General features: G+C 66.0%; 19 protein-coding genes. 17 read left to right on the top strand and 2 right to left on the bottom strand.

The annotated features are described in order from the left end of the window. Positions 1-319 (top strand): substrate-binding domain-containing protein (locus ACLQ62_RS10115; protein WP_411721509.1); only part of this gene is annotated, 319 nt, incomplete at its 5' end. Positions 320-664: 345 nt separating this feature from the next. Here ACLQ62_RS10115 and ACLQ62_RS10120 read toward each other — a convergent pair. Further along, positions 665-1525, bottom strand: coding sequence for a sugar phosphate isomerase/epimerase family protein (locus tag ACLQ62_RS10120; RefSeq protein ID WP_411721510.1), 861 nt, complete (start codon positions 1523-1525; stop codon positions 665-667). A 166-nt stretch (positions 1526-1691) separates the two neighbouring features. Between ACLQ62_RS10120 and uxaC the strand changes: the two genes are divergently transcribed. The 6 genes from uxaC (at position 1692) to ACLQ62_RS10150 (ending at position 8252) form a co-directional block, all read left to right on the top strand. Next, positions 1692-3104: a glucuronate isomerase gene (gene uxaC / locus ACLQ62_RS10125; RefSeq protein ID WP_411721511.1), complete on the top strand. Its 1413-nt coding sequence runs from the start codon at positions 1692-1694 to the stop codon at positions 3102-3104. Next, positions 3101-4531 (top strand): mannitol dehydrogenase family protein, encoded by a 1431-nt coding sequence (locus ACLQ62_RS10130; protein WP_411721512.1) that lies wholly within the window; start codon positions 3101-3103, stop codon positions 4529-4531. The genes uxaC and ACLQ62_RS10130 overlap by 4 nt, the downstream gene beginning before the upstream one ends. A gap of 162 nt (positions 4532-4693) precedes the next feature. Continuing rightward, positions 4694-4909 (top strand): hypothetical protein, encoded by a 216-nt coding sequence (locus ACLQ62_RS10135; protein ID WP_411721513.1) that lies wholly within the window; start codon positions 4694-4696, stop codon positions 4907-4909. A gap of 32 nt (positions 4910-4941) precedes the next feature. Then, positions 4942-6429 (top strand): glucuronide transporter, encoded by a 1488-nt coding sequence (uidB, locus tag ACLQ62_RS10140; protein WP_411721514.1) that lies wholly within the window; start codon positions 4942-4944, stop codon positions 6427-6429. Between the two features lie 31 nt (positions 6430-6460). Next, positions 6461-7699 carry a D-mannonate dehydratase ManD gene (manD, locus tag ACLQ62_RS10145; protein ID WP_411721515.1) on the top strand — a complete coding sequence of 413 codons (1239 nt, stop codon included), beginning with the start codon at positions 6461-6463 and terminating at the stop codon, positions 7697-7699. A 16-nt stretch (positions 7700-7715) separates the two neighbouring features. Continuing rightward, positions 7716-8252 carry a gluconokinase gene (locus ACLQ62_RS10150; protein ID WP_411721516.1) on the top strand — a complete coding sequence of 179 codons (537 nt, stop codon included), beginning with the start codon at positions 7716-7718 and terminating at the stop codon, positions 8250-8252. Positions 8253-8266: 14 nt separating this feature from the next. On the opposite strand, the gene ACLQ62_RS10155 is transcribed toward ACLQ62_RS10150, so the two are convergent. Next, positions 8267-9265, bottom strand: coding sequence for a sugar kinase (locus ACLQ62_RS10155; RefSeq protein WP_411721517.1), 999 nt, complete (start codon positions 9263-9265; stop codon positions 8267-8269). Between the two features lie 331 nt (positions 9266-9596). Between ACLQ62_RS10155 and ACLQ62_RS10160 the strand changes: the two genes are divergently transcribed. The 10 genes from ACLQ62_RS10160 to ACLQ62_RS10205 all read left to right on the top strand — a co-directional run bounded on the left by ACLQ62_RS10160 (position 9597) and on the right by ACLQ62_RS10205 (position 21850). Next, positions 9597-10193: a 50S ribosomal protein L25/general stress protein Ctc gene (locus ACLQ62_RS10160; protein ID WP_411721518.1), complete on the top strand. Its 597-nt coding sequence runs from the start codon at positions 9597-9599 to the stop codon at positions 10191-10193. An 84-nt stretch (positions 10194-10277) separates the two neighbouring features. Beyond that, on the top strand, positions 10278-10895 hold the full coding sequence (gene pth / locus ACLQ62_RS10165; protein WP_411721519.1) for an aminoacyl-tRNA hydrolase: 618 nt from the start codon (positions 10278-10280) through the stop codon (positions 10893-10895). 55 nt (positions 10896-10950) lie between these two features. Further along, positions 10951-14565, top strand: coding sequence for a transcription-repair coupling factor (mfd, locus tag ACLQ62_RS10170; protein WP_411721520.1), 3615 nt, complete (start codon positions 10951-10953; stop codon positions 14563-14565). A 60-nt stretch (positions 14566-14625) separates the two neighbouring features. Further along, positions 14626-15501 (top strand): SDR family NAD(P)-dependent oxidoreductase, encoded by an 876-nt coding sequence (locus ACLQ62_RS10175; protein ID WP_411721521.1) that lies wholly within the window; start codon positions 14626-14628, stop codon positions 15499-15501. Continuing rightward, on the top strand, positions 15498-16916 hold the full coding sequence (locus ACLQ62_RS10180) for an aldehyde dehydrogenase family protein (RefSeq protein ID WP_411721522.1): 1419 nt from the start codon (positions 15498-15500) through the stop codon (positions 16914-16916). The genes ACLQ62_RS10175 and ACLQ62_RS10180 overlap by 4 nt, the downstream gene beginning before the upstream one ends. Further along, the gene (locus ACLQ62_RS10185) at positions 16913-17578 is read left to right on the top strand and encodes a MazG family protein (RefSeq protein ID WP_411721523.1); all 666 of its coding nucleotides are present in this window, start codon (positions 16913-16915) and stop codon (positions 17576-17578) included. Before ACLQ62_RS10180 ends, ACLQ62_RS10185 begins: the two co-directional genes overlap by 4 nt. Before the next feature lie 36 nt (positions 17579-17614). Further along, complete coding sequence (hisS, locus tag ACLQ62_RS10190; RefSeq protein ID WP_411721524.1) at positions 17615-18898, top strand: histidine--tRNA ligase; 1284 nt, start codon at positions 17615-17617, stop codon at positions 18896-18898. 461 nt (positions 18899-19359) lie between these two features. After that, a complete protein-coding gene (gene eno / locus ACLQ62_RS10195) occupies positions 19360-20640 on the top strand; it encodes a phosphopyruvate hydratase (protein WP_411721525.1) in 1281 nt (426 codons plus the stop codon). A gap of 89 nt (positions 20641-20729) precedes the next feature. Then, positions 20730-21299, top strand: coding sequence for an FtsB family cell division protein (locus ACLQ62_RS10200; RefSeq protein WP_411721526.1), 570 nt, complete (start codon positions 20730-20732; stop codon positions 21297-21299). A gap of 17 nt (positions 21300-21316) precedes the next feature. Further along, positions 21317-21850 (top strand): DUF501 domain-containing protein, encoded by a 534-nt coding sequence (locus ACLQ62_RS10205; RefSeq protein WP_411721527.1) that lies wholly within the window; start codon positions 21317-21319, stop codon positions 21848-21850. Positions 21851-21853: the final 3 nt, after the last annotated feature.

The following is a 21853-nucleotide window of genomic DNA, read 5'->3' on the forward strand; positions in this document are numbered from 1 at the left end:
CCGGGTGATCGCCGCAGGCGTCACCGCTGTCGTCGCGTACAACGACCTCATGGCCATCGGCCTTCTCCGGGCGGCAGCGGAGCAGGGCATTGACGTCCCGAGCCGGCTGAGCGTGAGCGGCTTCGACGAAATCTTCGGCTCGGACTTCACCTCCCCGGCGCTGACGACGGTCCGCACCCCGCTGGCGCGCGCCGGCGAGCGCGCCGTCCGGCTCGCGCTCGAGATGCTCGGCGCAGACGACGCTCCAGCGCCGGGCGATGACGAGGCGATCGTCACGTCGCTTGTCGTCCGCGGTTCGACGGGGCCGAGCGACGGCTGAACCGAGTACGACGAAGCCCTCCGGATGTCGGCATCCGGAGGGCTTCGATCGAACGTGCCCAAAGGGTTGCACGGTGGCACCGGGAACAGCACTGTGGGACCCCTCAATCTAGGGAACAGCCCTTTGGGGCCGATCGATCCGTTGGACCGGCGGTCCGCGCCAGAGCGTGGGAATCACCACCCTGGTGTGCAGATCGGGCCATGGCGCGATTGAGGGGGCCCGAAAGGTTGCACGGTGGCACTTCGAACAGCACTTTGGGACCCCTCATTCGCGGGAACAGCACTTTGGGACCCGTCATTCGCGGGAACAGCCCTGTGGGACCGGTCGATCATCGTTGCGCCAGCTTTAGAACAGGTTCTCGTAGCCGAGCGCGATGAGGTTGGCGCGTGACGTGGCCAGGCAGTCGAAGACGTCGCGGCCGTAGAGGTCGTCCTGCTCCACCAGCAGATACTTCGCGTCGCTCGCGAGGCTCTGCTCGATGATGCCGCGGAAGTCAAGGTTGCCCTCGCCCACCTCGGCGAACTGCACGACACCGGTGAACGCGGTCATGAAGGCGGGGAAGTCGCCGGCGGCGAGTGACTCGAACGCTGAAGCGGGCATCGACCCGATCCGGTAGTCCTTGAGGTGGACCATGGCGACGCGGTCGCTGTACTTCGCGATCGTCGATACCGGGTCCAGCCCGCCGCGCTGAATCCAGTGGACGTCGAGTTCGAGGCCGAGCAGGGGAGCGCGGTCGGCGATGATGTCGAGCAGGTGCTTGCCGTCGTACTTCGCGAACTCGATGTGGTGGTTGTGGTAGTAGAGGCTGATGCCGTGCTCGGCGAGGCGGGCGGCAGCGTCGTTGGTCGCGTCGCAGAACTCGAGCACCTTATCGAGCGATCCCATCGCGTCGAACGGCAGCATGCCGATCCGGATCATCGAGACGTCGAGGGCCGTGGCGTCTGCGACAATTTTGTCGAAACCGGTGGTGAGAGACTCGCCCGGCATGCCCGGTGCGATCGTGAGGTTGGCTGAGAGCGAAGCGATGTCCATGCCGAGCTCGTCCCGTGCACGCGCCAGCTCGGCGACGTTCTCTTCGGTCATGGGGATCTGGGAGATCTCAACCGCCGAGTAGCCGATCTCGCTGATCTTCCGAAGCGTTTCGAACGCTCCGACCTCAGCAAAGCTGTCCTTGAGCATCATGGCCTGAACGCCGATTTTCGCCACTGTGAATTCCTCCGTTGGATTCGCGGCCGCCGGTGATGGAAGCCGGTTGACACCGTATTCGGACCGACACTGGTCCCCTCGATGCGGTTCAGTCTGTCACGGGGCGGCAAGAAATGGCAACCGGTTGACAGTAAGAGTAGGGTGCAGGTTGAATGAAGGAGTGTCAATGAAGCTGCAACTCGATCCAGACCGTCTGTTCCCCGCCGACCCGTCCACGCGTGACGTGGCTCGGGCGCTGTACGAACAGGTCAAGGACCTGCCCATCATCTCGCCGCACGGTCATGTCGATCCGGCGCTTCTCGTCGACGATCAGCCGTTCCCCAACCCGGCAGAACTGTTCATCCGGTTCGACCACTACGTCACGCGGCTCATGCACGCGTCCGGGGTCAGCCTGGATGCGCTCGGCATCCCCGACCGCGGTACCCCTGGCACCGTCGCCTCGCCCCGCGACATCTGGCGCACCTTCAGCGAGAACTGGCACCTGTACGCCGGAACGGCGTCCGGCTACTGGCTGCAGAGCACCTTCAGCCAGCAATTCGGTCTTGACGTCCACCCGGACGCCGACAACGCGGATGCCGTCTTCGACCGCATCCAGGAGTCACTCGCGACCCCCGAATTCCGCCCGCGCGCCCTGTTCGAGCGCTTCGGCATCGAGGTCATGGCCACCACCGACGACCCGATGGACGACCTCGCGCCGCACCGCGCGCTCGCAGCGGACCCGGCGTTCCGCGGACGAGTCCTTCCCACCTTCCGCCCGGATGCCTACCTCAACCCGGCAACACCGAACTGGGCCGCGAACGTAGGTCGCCTCGCCGAGTGGAACGGCACGTCCGTCTCCAGTTACTCCGGCTATCTCGAGGCCCTCGCCGGCCGCCGCCGGTTCTTCGTCGAGAACGGCGCCGTCTCCGCCGACCACGGTGTGCTCGAACCCTTCACCGTCGACCTGCCGGCCTCCGACGCCGCCGCCCTGTTCGAGAAGGGCCTCACCGGCACGCTCAGCGTGGACGAGGCCCGGGTCTTCACCGGCCACATGCTCCTCGAAAGCGCTCGTATGAGCGTCGAGGACGGCCTGGTCATGACCGTCCACCCCGGCGTCTACCGCAACCACTCCAGTGAGACGTTCCAGGCTTTCGGCCCGGACACCGGCCACGACATCCCGGTCACCACAACCTACGTGGAGAACATCCGCCCGCTCCTCGAGAAGTACGGCAACGAGAAGGACTTCCACCTCGTGCTCTTCAGCGTTGACGAGACGGTCTACTCGCGCGAGGTCGCCCCGCTCGCCGGCTTCTACCCGAGCGTCTACATCGGGGCACCGTGGTGGTTCCTCGACGCCCCGGATGCCGTCACACGGTTCCGTTCCGCCGTCACCGAAACCGCCGGCTTCTACCGCAGCTCCGGATTCATCGACGACACGCGCGCCTTCCTCTCCATTCCCGCACGCCACGACATGGCTCGCCGGCTCGACTCTGCCTTCCTCGCGCGACTCGTGCGCGAGGGGCGGGTCGACCAGGTGGCCGCCGAACGCATCGCCGTCGACCTCGTCGACGCCATGCCCCGAAAGGTTTTCAAACTGTGAGCATCCCGCCCATTCCCGCCCTTCCGCTGACCCGCGAAGCCTTCGCCGAGCGCGAGGGCGCACCGATTGCGATCCCGCCGGTGCGGATCGTGCACATCGGCCTTGGCGCGTTCCACCGCGCCCACCAGGCGTGGTACACCGCCCAGGCCGATGAAGCGGGGGAGTGGGGTATTGCCGCGTTCACCGGCCGGAACGCCACCGCGGCCAACGAACTCGCCCCGCAGGGTGGCCTTTACACCCTAATCGAACGATCCGCGGACGGGGACGTCGCATCCGTCATCCCCAGCATCGTCGAAGCCGTCGACGGAAGTGACCTGCGCAGATTCGTCGAGCTCCTCGCAGCGACATCGACCGCAATCGTGACCACCACCATCACCGAACCGGGCTACCGGCTCACCGCAGATGCGCAACCGAACCTCGACGATGACGCGGTTCGAGCCGATGTCGACTGGCTCTCGAGCAATCTCACCGACGCGGCGCCGACGGCCTTCGACGGTGGGCCGACGACCACGCTCGGCAGGCTCGTTCTCGGGCTGCACGCCCGCCGCCTCGCGGGCAGCGGGCCGCTGGCCGTCGTGCCGTGCGACAACATGCCGGACAACGGCGACTTCGTCGCGAAGGGCCTGACCGCCCTCGCGGCCCTGGCCAACCCCGAGACCGCCGCGTGGATCGCCGACAACGTCTCGTTCGTGTCCACCTCGGTCGACCGGATCACCCCGAAGACCACCGCCGCCGACATCGAGTCGGCGTCGCGGCTGTCCGGGTGGCTCGACGCGGCCCCTGTCGTCACCGCGCCTTTCCGCGACTGGGTTCTCTCCGGGAACTTCCCCGCGGGGCGTCCGGCGTGGGAGCGCGCAGGGGCCCGATTCGTCGAGGAGATCGAACCGTTCGAACGCCGCAAGCTGTGGCTGCTCAACGGTGCGCACAGCCTTCTCGCCTACGCGGGGCGTCTCCGCGGGCACGAAACCGTGGCATCGGCCATCGCGGATGAGACCTGCCTGGCCTGGGTGAACTCGTTCTGGGACGATGCTGCTCGCAATCTCCCGGACGGTCTCGACCTCGACGCCTATCGGGCCTCACTGCTCGAGCGATTCACGAACGCGCGAATCGAACACAAGCTGGCTCAGATCGGGATGGAGGGCGTCACCAAGCTTCGGGTGCGTTTCGTCCCGGTTCTTCTTGCCGAGCGAGCGGGCGGGCGTGAGGGTGCCGCAGGCATCCGCGCCATCGGTTCCTGGTTGGCGCTCGTGCTGTCGGGGGCGTCGCTTCCCGATGCGCACGCTTCGCAGATCGAGGCGGCGCTGGCCTCAGGCGACCAGGCGGACGAAGCACTTCTCAGGCTCGTCGATGACCGCCTGGTCGAGGACCCGGAGTTGATCGCGGCCATCCGGGCCGTGGCGGCCGAGTCGACGACGGCAGCCGCCTAGTTCGATTTGGCCCCGGAACAGCGTTTTCCCGGCGATTTTGGCAACCGTTTGCCAAACGGTTCGATCCGTGATTCACTGTTAACCAGCAATCGGGCGTCTCGCCCGATTCAGAAGAAATTTTCGCGAGGACGCGTCCCCGCAGCGAAGCGAGAAGGAGGGTCCATGTCGGCACACGTCTTCCGCCAGACCCTCCGGCGTTCCGCTGATCGTACGCGCTTCGCAGCGATCCGGAATCGGTGCGATTCCGCTCTGCTCGGCAACCTCGCCATCCTGGCGAGCACCACGACCGGCGAGGTTGCCGACCCCATCAGAATGCCCGCAGTCACCCGCGCTGCCCGCATCACCTTGCTTCGCTCGCGAAGCGTACGTAACGTCTAGCCGTTCGCGGCAGCTCGGCAAAGGAGCCTCCCTTGAGTTCAACCCCGTCCATCACGAAGCCACCGGCGGAGCAAACCGGCAAACTGTCGAAACTCAGCATCGTCGGGTACGGCGCGGGCGATGCAGCCAACAACCTGGCCTTCACGACCGCCACGATGTTCCTCCTCATCTACTACACGGATGTCGCGGGCATCTCCGCTGCCGCTGCCGGTACGCTCCTGCTCGTCGTTCGCGTCTTCGACGCCTTCGCTGATCTTCTCGCCGGCCGGATCGTCGACAAAACGTACAGCAAACGGTTCGGCAAGTTCCGTCCGTTCCTGATGTTCGGCTCGGTTCCCCTGCTGCTCCTCAGCGTTGCGACATTCTCGATCCCGCAGATCGGCGAGACAGGCGTGCTCATCTACGCCTACCTCACCTACGCGGCCCTCGGCCTGGCATACAGCCTCGTCAACATCCCCTACGGTTCGCTCGCCGGTGCGATGACGCAGGATCCAGGGGAGCGCGCCAAGCTGGCCAGCGCCCGGACGATTGGCGCCATGATCGTCGGCGCCGGGCTCGGAATCTTCGTCGCTCCGCTGATCACTCCGGAAAACGACCTGCAGTCGATCTTCACTTTCATGACCCTCGGATTCGTCGTCGTCGGAACCGCACTGTACTTCTTCACAGCGTTCACTGCGAAGGAACGCGTCAAGCGCGATGTGCCGAAGGTCACCATGAAGCAGAGCTTCGCGATCCTCAAGAGCAACAAGCCACTGATGCTGCTGTGCATCAGCTCGTTCGTCTTCCTCACGGGGATGCTCGCGCTCAGCACCGTGCAGCTCTACTACCTGCGCGACGTCCTCCATGCGCTTCCGCTCTACGCCGCGTTCTCAATCCTCCAGCTCGTGATCGTCTTCGGACTGGCCGGATTCGTTCCCCGGATTGTGCGCACCTTCGGAAAGCGCGCCGCCTACATGGTCGGTGCAGGCATCATGGGCGTCGGCGGGATCGTCGTCTTCCTCGCGCCGCCCAGCATGGTCTGGCTCGGGTTCCTCGGACTCGTCATCTGCCAGTTCGGCCTCACTCTCGTGAACATGCTCGTCTGGGCCCTCGAGGCCGACACGGTCGAATACGGTGAGTGGAAGACCGGAGTCCGCGCTGAGGGCATCATCTACGCGCTGTTCTCCTTCACCCGCAAGACCGGTCAGGCCGTCGGCGGTGCGCTTGCCGCCTATGCGCTCGCCTGGGGCGGGTATGTCGCCGGCGCAGAGGCGCAGTCCGTGCAGGCCGAGTGGGGCATCCGTGCCGGTGCCGGCCTCATTCCCCTCGCCGCGAGCATCCTCGCCATCGTCGTGATGCTCTTCTACCCGCTGACCGACAAGCGACACAAGGAGATCGTCCTCGAGATCGCCGATCGTCGCCAGAAGGCCGGGCAGGACACCGAGCAGATCGACCCAGCTTTGTCCACCGCCGCGTTCACGGCCCAGCGTCCGCCTGTGACGCCGGTCCCTCCGACCGACACCACGGACAAAAACAAGTAAGCATCCGCCCACTCACGACCCAGGAGCAAGTATGAAGATCGATAAGGCAGAAGTCATCGTCACGAGTCCCGACCGGAACTTCGTCACGTTGAAGCTCACCACCGAGGACGGGATCACCGGTCTCGGTGACGCAACCCTGAACGGCCGCGAACTCGCCGTCGTTGCGTACCTCAACGAGCACGTCGTCCCGCTTCTGATCGGCCGCGACGCCCACAACATCGAGGACACCTGGCAGTTCCTCTACCGCAGCGCTTACTGGCGCCGTGGACCGGTGACCATGGCGGCCATCGCCGCCGTCGACGTCGCCCTCTGGGACATCAAGGCCAAAGCGGCTGGGATGCCGCTGTACCAGCTTCTCGGCGGGGCCTCCCGCACGGGCCTCATGGCTTACGGCCACGCCTCGGGCAAGACGCTCCCCGAACTGTTCGACAGCGTGCGCGAGCACCAGGAGCAGGGCTACAAGTCCATCCGCATCCAGACCGGCGTTCCCGGGCTGAAGTCGATCTACGGCATCGCGTCCAACGCGACGTTCGAAGCCAACACGGGCGTCCGTTACGACCACGAGCCCGCACAGCGCGGAGCGCTGCCCAACGAGGAGGACTGGGACACGCGCAGCTACCTGCGCCACGTCCCGACCGTCTTCGAGGCTGTCCGTAACGAGTTCGGTCCCGAGATTCCGCTGCTTCACGACGGCCACCACCGGATGACGCCGATCCAGGCTGCAAAACTCGGCAAGTCGCTCGAGCCGTACGACCTGTTCTGGCTCGAGGACTGCACCCCGGCGGAAAACCCGGAGGCGCTGCGCCTCGTGCGCCAGCACACCACGACTCCGCTTGCCATCGGTGAGATCTTCAACACCGTGTGGGACTACCAGCAGATCATCCGCGAGCAGCTCATCGACTACGTGCGCAGCGCCGTGACTCACACCGGGGGCATCTCGCACCTTAAAAAAGTGCTCGACTACGCCGCGCAGTACCAGATCAAGTCGGGAATGCACGGACCCACCGACATCTCGCCGGTCGGCATGGCCGCTGCGATGCACCTCGGAATGGCGATCCACAACTTCGGTATCCAGGAGTACATGCAGCACGGTGAGAAGACGAACAGCGTCTTCGAGCAGTCCTTCACCTGGAACGACGGCATGCTGCACCCGGGGAACAAGCCGGGGCTCGGTGTCGAACTGAACGTCGACGAGGCCGGCAAGTACCCGTACGCAACCGCCTACCTGCCGTACAACCGGCTCGCCGACGGCACCGTCCACGACTGGTAACTGAAAGAATCTACGAATGACTACTGACGACGGAACACCCGAGGGAATCCAGATCATCGTGATGGGAGTTTCCGGATCGGGCAAAAGCACGATCGGGGCGCTCATCGCCGGCTCCCTCGGGGTTCCGTTCGTCGATGGTGACTCGCTTCACCCGCAATCCAATGTTGAGAAGATGGCCGGTGGTCACCCTCTCAACGACGACGATCGCTGGCCATGGCTCGCAACCGTCGGCAGCACACTGGCGGATGCCGCCCGGCAGGGCACGGGGATGGTCATCGCCTGCTCCGCTCTTCGGCGCGTCTACCGGGATGCCATCCGCACAACCGCTCCAGGCACCCGCTTCGTCCACCTGTCAGGATCCCGTGAGGTCCTCGCCTCGCGCGTCGAGGGACGCAGTGACCACTTCATGCCGCCAGCGCTTCTCGACTCCCAGCTCGCGACTCTCGAACCTCTCGAGGACGACGAGCCCGGAATCGTGGTCGACATCGACCAGTCGGTGACGGCGATCGTCGCGGAGGCCACCACCGCGCTCCGGAACACTGCCCGTCCCTGAGCCCAGCGGGCGCCTCACCTCCGAACGGGCTCGAGCCTCCCGAGCGTTTCGAGCTCGTCCCGCCGGGGGAGTCCCTCCCAATCCCCAGGCGACAGGCACACGTACGCCCCGACGGCGACGGCCGTCCTGAGGCGGGTGTCGACGCTCGCGCCCGCCAGGCGTTCCGAAAGGTAACCGGCAACGAAGGCATCCCCTGCGCCGACCGTGTCGATCGGGACGATCGGTACGGCTGCCTGCGAGTACTCGCGACCGTCGGCAACGGCCACAGCGCCGCGAGCGCCGAGCTTGATGATCGCCTCGCCCGCCCCAAGCTTGAGCATCCGGTGGGCGAGCTCCAGCGGGGATCCAGCTGTCCCGGCCGCGATCGCGGCCTCATCGTCTCCGGCGAAGACGATGTCGACCAGGGGCAACATCTTCCGGTACGCCTCCCTTGCTGTGTCGATGGACCATAGCTTCGATCGGAAGTTCAGGTCGAACGAGACAGGCACGCCTGCTTCCCCGGCAACACGTGCCGCTTCGATGATCACATCGGCCAGGCCAGGTGAGAGTGCCAGTGAGATTCCGGTCAGGTGCACGAGCGACGCCGTCCGGACGAGGTCGAAATCGATGTCTTCGATCGCCAGTCGCGATCCGGCATAATTCGACCGGTAGTACCAGACGCGGGTGTCCGAGCTCGTGCGGCGTTCCTTGATCATGAGCGCGGTCGGTGCTGTGAGGTCGCGAACCGCGACGACCGACACCCCTTCGGCGCGGATCTCCCGTTCCACCAGATCGCCGAGTGAATCGGCGCCCACCTTTCCGATCCAGGTGGTGGGCGTTCCGAGCCGGCGAAGGCCGATCGCCACGTTGCTCTCCGAGCCGCCGATCCCGAGAGCGAGCGACGAGTTGTGCTGCAGTGGTCCGAACTCTGGAGTGGACATCAGCACCATCGTCTCGCCGATCGTGACGACGGGTCCGGACGACGCCTGACCTGCGTCGGTCGTGGAGAGGGGCCGGCTGGACTCTGTGGTCATCTTTTGTCCTTCGTGCGCTCGTGATCTTCCCACTGTAGGGGCGACACACCGACCGGCGGGGGAGCGGTGAGGGCGGTCGTGTGCGGTCGTTCGGGCATGGGGTAGACTTGGCCACTGAACTTCGGCGAGGGATGCTGCGTGGCACGACGCAGCGGCATCCGTAATCGACGCGGTGGGCAAGGCACCCATGGTTTCGTACCGGAACCGGCTTTTCCTCACGCTGACATGCGTTCGAGTTGACACGGAGCCGGGCATTCCCGGACTCCTCCCAGACCATCCGGAGCGCGCTCCGGTTCACGCTAAGAGCCCCGGCTCACCCAAGGAGAACACCATGGCTGACGACAGCAACAAGGTAGTCGCAGAAACCCGCACCTCATTCGGCAAGGGTGCGGCGCGCAAGCTTCGTGCCTCAGGCAAGATTCCGGCCGTCATGTACGGCCGCGGCACCGAGCCGAAGCACGTCGCGCTGCCCGCGCACCAGATCGGCCTGATCATTCGCAAGTCGAATGCGGTGCTCGAGCTCGAGATCGACGGCGTGCAGAGCCTCGCCCTCGTCAAGGACGTGCAGAAGGACCCCGTGCTCCGCATCATCGAGCACCTCGACCTCATCGTCGTCATCAAGGGTGAGAAGGTTACCGTTGACATCCCCGTCCACATCGAGGGCGAGTCCGCTCCGGGCACCGTCACCAACCGCGACGCCACCACCCTGTCGATCGAGGCCGAGGCGACCCACATCCCCGAGAACCTTGTCGTTTCCATCGAGGGCCTCGAGGCCGGCGCGCACATCCTCGCGAAGGACGTTCCGCTGCCCACCGGTTCCACCCTGCTGAGCGACCCCGACCTGCTCGTCGTCGCCATCGCGGAGCCGGAAGAGGAAGAAGTAGAAGCAGCAGCCGAAGGCGAAACCGCCGAAGCACCGGCCGAGTAACCTCGGTCTCACACCCCGAGCCTGCCCGGTTCGCGACCTCACCGGTTGCGAACCGGCGGGCTCGTCGGCTTATCAAGGAGAATCATGTGGTGGCGCAGAGAGAAGACGGAGCCGATCGTGGCTGAGAACACCTGGCTCGTCGTCGGCCTCGGCAACCCCGGGCCTGCCTACGCGCGCAATCGACACAACGTCGGGCACATGGTCGTCGACGAACTCGCGAGCCGGATGAGTGCCGGGTTTCGCAAGCACAAGACACCGGCTGTCGTCGCCGAGGGCTTCGCCGCGCCAGGGGGACCGAAACTCGTGCTCGCGAAACTGAACAGCTACATGAACGTGTCCGGCGGCCCGGTCGCGGCGCTGCTCCGTTTCTATTCACTTGACGTGACACGGCTCATCGTCGTGCACGACGAGCTCGACCTCCCGTTCGACACCGTCAAGCTCAAGCAGGGTGGCGGCCATGGCGGCCACAATGGACTGCGCGACATCGCCAAGGCCGCCGACAGTGCCGATTTCCTCCGCGTCCGCGTGGGCATCGGCCGCCCGCCCGGCCGCCAGGACGCCGCAGACTTCGTGCTCAAGGACTTCGCCGGCGCAGAACGCGACGTCCTGCCCAACCTGGTGGGAGACGCAGCGGACGCTGTCACGCTCCTCGCGACGGACGGCTTGCAGGCTGCCCAGCTGAAGGTGCATTCGCCCTCCTGAGCCCGCCGCCCAGGTCAGCCACGGCGCTGTCGCACGGGCCGCGTAGACTGTCCCGGTGATCCTTTCGGGCTTAATCGAAGCGCTTTCGCGCGCCTCCACGTTTGACAATGCCCTCGGCTACGCCACTCGGAACGCGGATTTCTCCGTCACCGAGGGGCTTCGCGCCCCGCTGCTGGCCGGGCTTCTCGAGGCACGCCGCACAGCGGGGAAGCCGCCAGCGCTGTTCGTCGTCACCCCGACCGGCCGGGACTCCGAGTCCCTGCGTGCAGCGCTCGAGAGCGTCGTCCCCGAGGCCCGCATCATCGACTTTCCGGCCTGGGAGACGCTTCCGCACGAGCGGCTCAGCCCGAGCGCCGAGATCGTCGGTAAGAGACTCGCCGCACTCCGGGTCATGACCGACTGGGACACGAGCGCACCGCTCATCGTCGTCGCCTCTGTCCGTGCCGCCCTTCAGCCGCTCGCTGACAACCTCACCGCGGTCGAACCGATTCGCCTCGACGCCGGCGCCCGCGGTCACGACCTGCAACGCCTCTCCACCCAGCTCGTCGAGCTTGCCTATGTCCGGGTCGACATGGTGTCCCGTCGTGGAGAGTTCGCTGTGCGCGGCGGCATCCTCGACGTCTTCCCGCCCGTGGCGGAGCATCCGTACCGGGTGGAGTTCTTCGGAGACGAAGTGGAGCAGATCCGTGAGTTCTCCGTTGCCGACCAGCGTTCGATCCCGGATGCCGTGCCCAGCATTTCGTTGCCGCCCAGCCGCGAGATGCTGCTGACCGACGCCGTCCGACAGCGCGCGGCCGAGATGCAGCACGAGTTCCCGAACATGTCGGGGATGCTCGAGAAAATCGCCCAGGGCATCCCTGTCGAAGGAATGGAATCGCTCGCCCCTGCCCTCCTGGAGCGGCTCGTGCCGGTGAGCCACTACTTCCCGGCCGGTGCGGCCGTCGCGGTCATCTCGCCCGAGCGGGTTGCGACCCGCGCGATCAGCCTCTCCGAGACCAACCGCGAGTTCCTCGCTGCGGCCTGGCATGCGGCAACCGCCGGGGCACAGGCCCCGATCGACCTCGCGAGCGGCGAGTTCATCACCCTCGAAGACCTCCGCGACGCCACGCGCTTCTCTGCCCCTGGCCAACCGGTCGCAGATCACCCGTGGTGGACGTTCAGCACCTTCCAGCAGGGGCCAGAAAATGTGCTTCCCGAGGAACGGGAAATGGATGAGCTGCTGACCGTCCGGGTCGCCGCGGATCCGGTACCGAGCTTCGCCGGCAACGTCGACGGAGCGATCGAGCATGTCGCCTCCCGGCTCCGCGACGGCTGGATCGTCGGTATCGCGGCACGCGGAACCGGGTTGGTGGAACGGGCCCGCGACGTCCTCGGCGAGCACGAAGTCCCCGCGCGGATCGTGCCGGAGTTCCCGGCCGACCCCGAGCCCGGGATCGCCTACCTGCTCCAGGCCACAGCTGAGAGCGGATTCGAACTCACGGAAGCCAAGCTTGCCCTGATCAGCGAGAACGAATTCTACGGCCGGACCATCGGTTACGACTCGCGCCAGGTCAAAAAGCTGGCTTCGAGGCGCAAAAACGTCGTCGACCCGCTGCAGCTGAAAGCAGGGGACTACGTCGTTCACCAGACCCACGGCATCGGGCGTTTCGTCGAACTCAGCCAGCGGGAGGTATCCAGCGGAGGCCGACACCCGACGAAAACCCGGCGTGAGTACCTGACGCTCGAGTATGCACCGTCCAAGCGCGGCTATCCCGGCGACAAACTCCTCGTCCCCACCGACCAGCTCGACCTGCTCAGCCGATACGTCGGCGGCGAAGCGCCCGCACTGTCGAAGATGGGCGGCAGCGACTGGTCGCAGGCGAAGGGACGTGCCCGGAAAGCGGTTCGCGACATCGCCGTCGAACTCGTCAAGCTGTATTCCGCCCGGATGGCATCGAAGGGGTTTGCGTTCAGTAAGGACACCCCCTGGCAGCGCGAGCTCGAGGAAGCGTTCCCCTTTGCTGAGACGCCCGACCAGCTGACGACGATCGACGAGGTCAAGGCGGACATGGAACGCCCCATCCCGATGGACCGGCTGCTCTCCGGCGATGTCGGGTTCGGCAAGACCGAGGTCGCCATCCGTGCGGCGTTCAAGGCGGTCCAGGACGGCAAACAGGTCGCCATGCTCGTACCGACGACCCTGCTCGTCAAGCAGCACTTCGAGACCTTCGCCGAGCGTTTCGCCGGATTCCCGGTCCACCTGCGCGCGCTCAGCCGGTTCCAGAGCGTCAAAGAGGCAAAGGAAACCCGTGACGGGCTGGAGCGTGGCACCATCGACGTGGTGATCGGTACCCACCGGCTCCTCAGTGAAGACATGACCTTCAAAGACCTCGGGCTCGTCATCATCGACGAGGAGCAACGATTCGGAGTCGAGCACAAGGACAAACTTAAGAAGCTCAAGACGAACGTCGACATCCTCGCGATGAGTGCGACGCCGATTCCCCGCACCCTCGAGATGGCCGTCACCGGCATCCGCGAGATGTCGACCCTCGCGACTCCACCTGAGGAACGGCATCCGATCCTCAGCTTCGTCGGGCCGTACAGCGAGAAGCAGGTCGGGGCGGCCATCCGGAGGGAGTTGCTCCGGGAAGGGCAGATCTTCTTCGTTCACAACCGGGTGTCGAGCATCAACCGGATCGCCGCCCAGCTGGCCGAAATCGTGCCGGAGGCGCGGATCGCCGTCGCTCACGGTCAGCTGTCCGAAAACGTGCTCGAGCGGGTCGTGGTCGACTTCTGGGAGCGCAAGTTCGACGTGCTCGTCTGCACGACCATCATCGAGACCGGCCTCGACATCCAGAACGCCAACACGATCATCATCGATCGTGCCGACAAGTACGGCCTCAGCCAACTGCACCAGTTGCGCGGCCGGGTGGGCCGAGGCCGAGAACGTGCATACGCCTATTTCCTGTACGACGAGAACAAGCCGCTGTCGGAGACCGCCCACGACCGGCTGTCAACGATTGCCGCCAACAACGAACTCGGCAGCGGTATACAGGTCGCGCTCAAGGACCTCGAGATCCGCGGCGCGGGCAACCTGCTCGGCGGGGAGCAGGCCGGCCACATCGCCGGCGTCGGCTTCGACCTCTACCTGCGGATGATCGGTGAGGCCGTCTCCGACTTCCGCGGAGACGTTGCCGAGGGCCAGACCGAACTCCGGCTCGAACTGCCCGTCGACGCGCACATCCCCGAGGACTATGTGGACAGCGAGCGGCTCCGGCTCGAGGCCTACCAGAAGCTGTCCGCCGCGTCCGGCCCTGCGGCGGCAGACGACCAGATCGGCCTTGTCATCGACGAACTCACCGACCGCTACGGCGAACCGCCAGCGCAGGTGCAGAACCTCATCACCGTGTCCCGCTTACGCCAGCGGGCGCAGCGCGTCGGTCTCAGCGAACTCGTCGCGATGGGCAGCAATCTTCGCGCCGCCCCGGCCAACCTTCCCGACTCACTGCAGGCCCGGCTGCGGCGGATGTACCCCGGCGGGAAGTACCTCGCCCAGGCGAACGCCCTGATCGTGCCGATGCCCGAGAAGCACGGCGAGAAACTCACCGACGCCGATCTCATCGCCTGGGTCGGCCAGTTCCTCGACGCCCTCTTCCCGCTGCCGCCGAAGGAAGCGCAGGCCGCGTCGTAGCATCCCCGGGTTTCTGCCGGAGCGGATGGAATAGTGTGGGAGCATCCGATGGAGGTTCCCGTGGCTTTTACCGTCGCAAACGCTCGAGTCCTGGTCACAGGCGGAGCGTCCGGAATGGGGCGTCTGTACGCCCAGCGTGCCGTTCAGGAGCAGGCGGCGTCGGTCACCCTCTGGGACATCGACGCTCTCACCCTTGATGCCACGGCGAGCGCCCTCTCCGGTCATGGGACGGTCATCCACACGCGCGTCGTCGACGTGTCACGGCTCGCCGACGTGCGGGACGCCGCAACGCACGAACTCGACGAGGGCCGGGTGCCCGATGTGCTCATCAACAACGCCGGCATCGTCCGCGGCAACGAGTACTTCTGGAACACCGACTCCGAGCGCGACACCGAGCCGACAATGCGGATCAACGCGATCGCTCCGATGCACATCACCCGGGAGTTCCTGCCGGCCATGATCACCGACGCCCCGCGGGAGAAACGCATCCTCAATGTGGCATCCGCTGCGGGAACGCTCGCGAACCCGCGGATGAGCGTGTACGCAGCGTCGAAGTGGGCGTTAATCGGCTGGAGCGACTCCGTCCGGCTCGAGCTGGAACGTTCAGGCAACGCGCACGTCCGCATCACGACCTTCTGCCCGTCCTACGTCGCCACCGGCATGTTCGAGGGCGCGCGAGGGCCGCTGATGACACCAGTCCTACCCCCTGACATCGCCGTCGCCCGGGCCTGGCAGGCGATGCTCGCCGGAAAGCCGATGCGGAGAACGCCGTGGACCGTCGGGCTCGCGAGCGCACTCAAGGGGGTCCTGCCGCAGCGCGCCTGGGACGTCGTCGCCGACCGCGTTTTCTCGGTCTACTCGAGCATGGAGAACTTCACCGGTCACGGAGGCACCCAGCGAGCGCCGGAGCCGATGCGTGAGGGGGAACGCTCGTGACCGATCTCCTCACCCCCGCGACCACCGCCCGCGTCGGCGCGGTCAGGGATGCCTTCCGGGCCGGAACCACCAAACCGCTCGCGTGGCGGTTGCGGCAGCTCGTGGCGCTGAGACGGATGCTCGTCGAGCAGGGTGCCGCGCTGGAGGATGCTCTCGCAACGGACCTGGCCAAGAGCCCGACCGAGTCGCAGATGAGCGAGATCGGCGTGGTCGTCGGCGAGATCGACAACACCGTCCGCCACCTGCGCCGCTGGCTGCGGCCCAAACGGGTGTCCATTCCCCTTGCCGTCGCGCCCGCCGCGGCGCGCGTCGTCCGCGAACCGCTCGGGGTGGTGCTCGTCATCGGGCCGTGGAACTACCCCGTCCAGCTCGCCCTCGTGCCGCTGGCCGGCGCGCTCGCCGCCGGCAACGCCGTGGTCCTGAAACCGAGCGAACTCGCGCCGGCGACATCCGCTCTGCTCGCCCGGCTTCTTCCCGAGTACCTCGACCGGTCGGCCGTCGCCGTGATCGAGGGCGGCGCCGAAGAAACAACCGAACTCCTGATCGAGAAATTTGATCACATTTTCTTCACCGGCGACGCGCGGGTGGGGCGGATCGTGGCCAGGGCCGCCGCCGAGCACCTCACCCCCGTGACACTCGAACTCGGCGGCAAATCACCGGTCTTCGTGCACGACGACGCTGACCTGGTCTCGACCGCGGACCGCCTCGTCTTCGGCAAGTTCCTGAACGCCGGGCAGACCTGTGTGGCGCCCGACTACGTCCTGGCGACCCAGGAAACAGCAGGGCGGCTGCTTCCGCACCTGCGAGATGCGCTCACCCGGCTGTATGGGGCCCACCCGGAGGCAAGCCCGGACTTCGGGCGGATCGTCAACGACCGCCAGTTCGCCCGACTCACCGGACTGCTCGACGGCGTGCGAGCCGACATCGGGGGTCAAACGAATCCGACCACTCGGTACATCGCCCCGACGATCCTCGATGGCGTCAGCCTGGACTCCCGGTTGATGCAGGAAGAGATCTTCGGGCCGATCCTCCCGATCGTCCATGTGTCCGGCGCTGACCAGGCGATCGCGGTCATCTCGGCTCGGGAGAAACCGCTCGCGCTCTACCTTTTCACCGAATCCCGCACGCTCGTCCGCCGGTTCCTTCGTGACACATCCTCGGGGGCGTTCGGTGTCAGCATCCCCGCGGCCCACCTGCTCGTACCCGGCCTGCCGTTCGGCGGGGTGGGGGAGAGCGGAATCGGCCGGTACCACGGCGAGTTCTCGATCGACACCTTCAGTCACAGCAAAGCGGTGCTGAGCAAACCGACCAGGCCGGACACCCTGAAGTTCATCTACCCGCCGTTTTCCGCCTCACGGGACGCTTTCATCCGTCGTTTTGTCGCCCGCACCGGCATCCGGCGGTCCGAGCGATGACGGATCCGGCTCTGCCGAACATGGATGCGCTCGCCGCGTCCATGCGCACGGTGCTCGACAACTGCGTCTGGAGCCAGACGATGACGCACGCGTCGCTCGTCACCTACCTCATCGAGGAAAGCTATGAACTGATCGACGCAGTTGAAGCGGATGACCGCGACGTCATGCTCGAGGAGCTGGGCGATGTGCTGCTCCAGGTGGTCTTCCACGCCGAAATCGCCCGTCGTACCCCCGCTGAACGGTTCTCGCTCGACGACATCGCCCGAGCCGCCAACGAGAAGATGATCCGGCGCCATCCGCATGTCTTCGGGGACGAGACCGCCCTCACCGTCGATGAGGTGTGGCGGGTCTGGAGTGCGGCGAAGGCTGCGGAGAAATCCACGCGGACAAGCGCCCTGGACGGCATCCCGCAGAGCATGCCCGCGCTCGCACTTGCTGAGAAGGTGCTCACCCGGGCGGAGCGCGCCGGCCTGGCCGACCCTGAAGGTGCACATCGAGCTGAGCCGCAATTCTCGACCGAGGCCGAATTGGGTCGGCTCCTCCTCGACATCTCGGCGGCGGCCCGGTCGCAGGGGCTCGATGCGGAACGGGCACTCCGCTCCGCGCTCCGCGAGCTGCAGGACGGGATACGGGAGCAGGAAGCCGGGAGCGGGGTCGCCTGAACCAGGCGGGCGGTGGCACCATGCCAGAATTGAGCCATGGCCTCTCCTGTTACCCCGCCCCGCGGCATGCGCGATTTCCTTCCACGGGACAAGGCCAGACGAGAGCATGCCCTTGGCATCATCCGGTCGGTGTATTCCCGTTTCGGATTCGATGAAATCGAAACGCCCGTCGTCGAGGATTTCGCCCGGTTGCACTCTGGCCTCGGCGGCGACAACGAGAAGCTTGCCTTCAACGTGCTCAAGCGCGGGCTGACCCCCGAGGATGCCGTCAGCGCCGCCGAATCCGGCAGCCTGGACTCGCTCGCCGACCTGGGTCTGCGCTTCGACCTGACCGTGCCTCTCGCCCGGTTCTACGCCACTCACCGCGCCGAGTTGCCTCCCGTCTTCCGGGCCGTCCAGATCGCGCCGGTCTGGCGTGCGGAGCGCCCGCAGAAGGGCCGTTACCGCCAGTTCATGCAATGCGACATCGACATCATCGGCGAGGCCGGGCCTCTCGCCGAGATCGAGCTGATCAGCGCGACATCCGCGGCTCTCTCAGCACTGGGACTGACCGGATGCCGCGTGCGAATCAACGACCGCCGTCTGCTCACCGGGATGCTCGACGCATTCGGTTTCGTGCCCGCCGAACACCCGGGTGTCCTCATCACCGTTGACAAGCTCGACAAGATCGGAACGGCCGGCGTCCTCGCCGAACTTCGTGAGCGCGAGGCGACACCCGAGGCGGTGAACAGGCTCGAGGAGTTCTTCGCGCGCCCCACGCCGGAGGACCAGCTCTTCGGCGAAGCCCAGATCCGGTCCCAGCTACCGCTCGGCGTCGACGACTCCGTCATCGCGGAACTGACGATGATCGGCGCGGCCGCGGCCCACGCCGATTCGACCCCTGTCATCTTCGACCCGTTCCTCGTGCGGGGGATGGGTTACTACACCGGTCCCATCTTCGAAATCGAGCACCCGGGGCTTGGCTATTCGCTCGGAGGTGGTGGACGCTACGACGGAATGATCGGGCGATTCCTCGGCCAGGACGTTCCGGCGACGGGGTTCTCGATCGGCTTCGAGCGCGTTGTCGACCTGCTCGAACTGACAGAGGATGCCAGCAGCGACTCGCTGGTGCTGGTCTACGACCGCGACGTCGCCCCGGCCGCCCTGGTCGGGCTCAAGTCCGAACTCATCACCTCGGGCAAGCGGGTGCGGCTGGAGAAGCGGGTGAAGAACCTCAAGGCACTGCTCGACCGGGTCACCGGTGAAGGGTTCACGGCGTTCGCGTTCGTGACTGCTTCGACGGCATCCGCTGCTGAGCTGGACCTCAAGCCGCTGGGCTGAACAGTGCAACGGTGGAGCGACGGCGAGATGCGCCGGCGCCCATGGGCGCCCGGCCACTCCCTCGGCACAGGATGCCGTCGCCCCGTCTGAGTGGATCGTCGGCACCAGATACGGAATAGCCCTCAGGCAAGGATGGGTCGGCGGTTCCGCTCCTTGTCTGGCGCTGTTTTCCTTGTCTCGTGCTGCTCGCACGTAAAGCAGGAGATCACACGATTATCAGGACGCTTTCACCAGATTTCTCCTGCGAAACGTGCGATCTCCTGCAATGCCTGCGCGGCGTCGGCATGATGCGCGCCGGTGATCCGTCGAGGGGCTTTGTGTGCCAGCGTCGAAATTCCGGCCATTCGAGGGGTGGGCGCCGAAACGCGCTCGTAACGTGCCGAAGCCGGTTGGCTAGACTGAGCGCGGGTCAACGTCGCTCCACACAATCCACCGGCACCACCTCGAACAGGAGAAAAACTGTGGCACTCATTGATGCTGTAGGCGCTCGCGAAATTCTGGATTCCCGCGGGAACCCGACCGTTGAGGTCGAGGTTCTTCTCGACGACGGCACGGTGGAGCGCGCTGCCGTTCCATCTGGCGCATCCACCGGCGCGTTCGAAGCCTACGAACTTCGCGACGGCGACGCCGACCGCTACCAGGGCAAGGGCGTGCTTAAAGCCGTCGACGCGGTCCTCGACGAAATCGGCGACGCCGTCGAAGGCCTCGAAGCCGACGACCAGCGACTGCTCGACAAGACGCTCATCGACCTCGATGGAACCGACAACAAGGAGCGCCTGGGCGCCAACGCCATCCTCGGCGTGAGCCTCGCCGTTGCGAAGGCCGCCGCTCAGGCAGCGAACCTTCCGCTCTACCGCTACCTCGGCGGCCCGAACGCCCACGTCCTTCCCGTTCCGCTCCTGAACATCATCAACGGTGGGTCGCACGCGGACAACGACGTCGACATTCAGGAATTCATGATCGTTCCGCTCGGCGCCGACAGCTTCTCGGAGGGCCTGCGCTGGGGCGTCGAAACCTACCACGCGCTCAAGGCGCTGCTGAAGTCGAAGGGCCTCGCGACCGGTCTCGGCGACGAGGGCGGCTTCGCGCCGAACCTGCCGAGCAACCGTGCCGCACTCGACCTCATCGTCGAAGCGATCACCAACGCCGGGTACACCCCTGGGAAGGACATCGCGCTCGCGCTCGACGTCGCAGCGACCGAATTCTTCAAGGACGGCGCGTACCACTTCGAAGGCAAGCAGCTCTCGGCGCAGGACCTGAGCGCGTACTACGCCGAACTGGTCGAGGCGTACCCGCTCGTTTCCATCGAAGACCCGCTCGAAGAGGAGGACTGGGAAGGCTACCAGCACCTCACCGCCGAACTCGGCGACAAGGTCCAGATCGTCGGCGACGACCTCTTCGTCACCAACCCCGAGCGTCTCGGCAGGGGCATCGGCCTCGGCGTTGCGAACTCGATCCTGGTCAAGGTCAACCAGATCGGTACCCTCACCGAAACACTCGACGCCGTCGCCCTGGCGCAGCGCTCGAGCTACACGGCGATCCTCTCGCACCGCTCAGGTGAGACCGAGGACACCACCATCGCTGACCTCGCTGTCGCGACGAACGCCGGCCAGATCAAGACCGGTGCGCCTGCCCGGTCCGAGCGGGTCGCGAAGTACAATCAGCTGTTGAGGATCGAAGAAGAGCTGGGCGAATCCGCGGTTTACGCGGGTCGCAGCGCCTTCCCGAGGTTCTCGGCGTAACCGTCTGACACAACTCCCGGTATGCGTCGAACGTCGGCGCCTGCCGGGAGTTGTGCTTGGTAGCAGTGGAGATCGAAGGGGAGCGGCGCGTGGCCAGACGACCAGGAAAAAACCGCTCGACGTCGACTCGACGCTCTGCCACCGCAGCGAGATGGGCCGACCGCACCGGAGCATCAGCGCCGGAGGCTGAGGCAGGGAGCTGGATCCGCGGCATCCGTTTCTCGGGTTTCGGGCTCCTGATGATGGCGCTGCTGGTGCTGGGCATCGTCGTCATCGCACCCAATCTCAAGGCGTACATCGAACAGCGTCAGCAGATCGCGGAGCTGCAGGCATCCGTCACCGCCAGCGAGGCCGAGATCGAGCGGCTGAGTGCCGAACGCGAACGGTGGAACGACAGCACCTACGTGATGACCCAGGCGCGCGACAGACTCTTTTACGTCAATCCAGGGGAGGTCAGCTTCATCGTCCTGAACGACGTCGATGCGGCGCTGCTGGGTGAGGAGGAGGAACCGGTCAGCACCGAACTGACGGCCACGAAGGTGAACTGGGCCGAGTCGATGCTGGCGTCGCTCGTCACCGCAGGACTGGCGGAGGTCTCGACAGTCCCGTCGAACCCTCCGGTGCCAACGCCGGCACCGACGCCGGAGCCGACTCCCTGAGCAGGGATAATGGATGCATGACGACACCGCCATTCGAGACCGTGACGGCCGACGATATCCGGGCCGTCTCCGCCCAACTGGGCCGGCCAGCCCGCAATGTCGTCGGAATCGCGGCGCGCTGCATCTGCGGGGCGCCGACGGTCGTCTCCACGGCTCCGCGGCTCGATGACGGAACACCGTTCCCGACCTTTTACTACCTCACGCACCCGGCGGCGACGGCTGCCGTTTCGACACTCGAAGCCACCCAGGTGATGAACGAGTACAACGACGACCTCGCCTCCGACGAGAAGCTCCGCGCGGCCTACGCGGCAGCTCACGAGGCTTATCTCGCCGATCGCGAGAGCATCGCGGTGGTGCCGGAACTCGCGAACATCTCAGCAGGGGGGATGCCGGTCCGGGTGAAGTGCCTGCACGCTCTTGTCGGCCACGCTCTCGCCGCCGGTCCCGGAGTCAACCCGATCGGGGATCGAGCGCTGGAGCGGGCCACGTGGTCTCCCACCGTGTGCCAGTGTGTCGTGGACGACGACGAGGCCGTTTCGGCGGGGGAGTGAGCA

It is taken from the genome of Mycetocola sp. (assembly GCF_046716805.1).
Classification (GTDB): Bacteria; Actinomycetota; Actinomycetes; order Actinomycetales; family Microbacteriaceae; genus Mycetocola_A.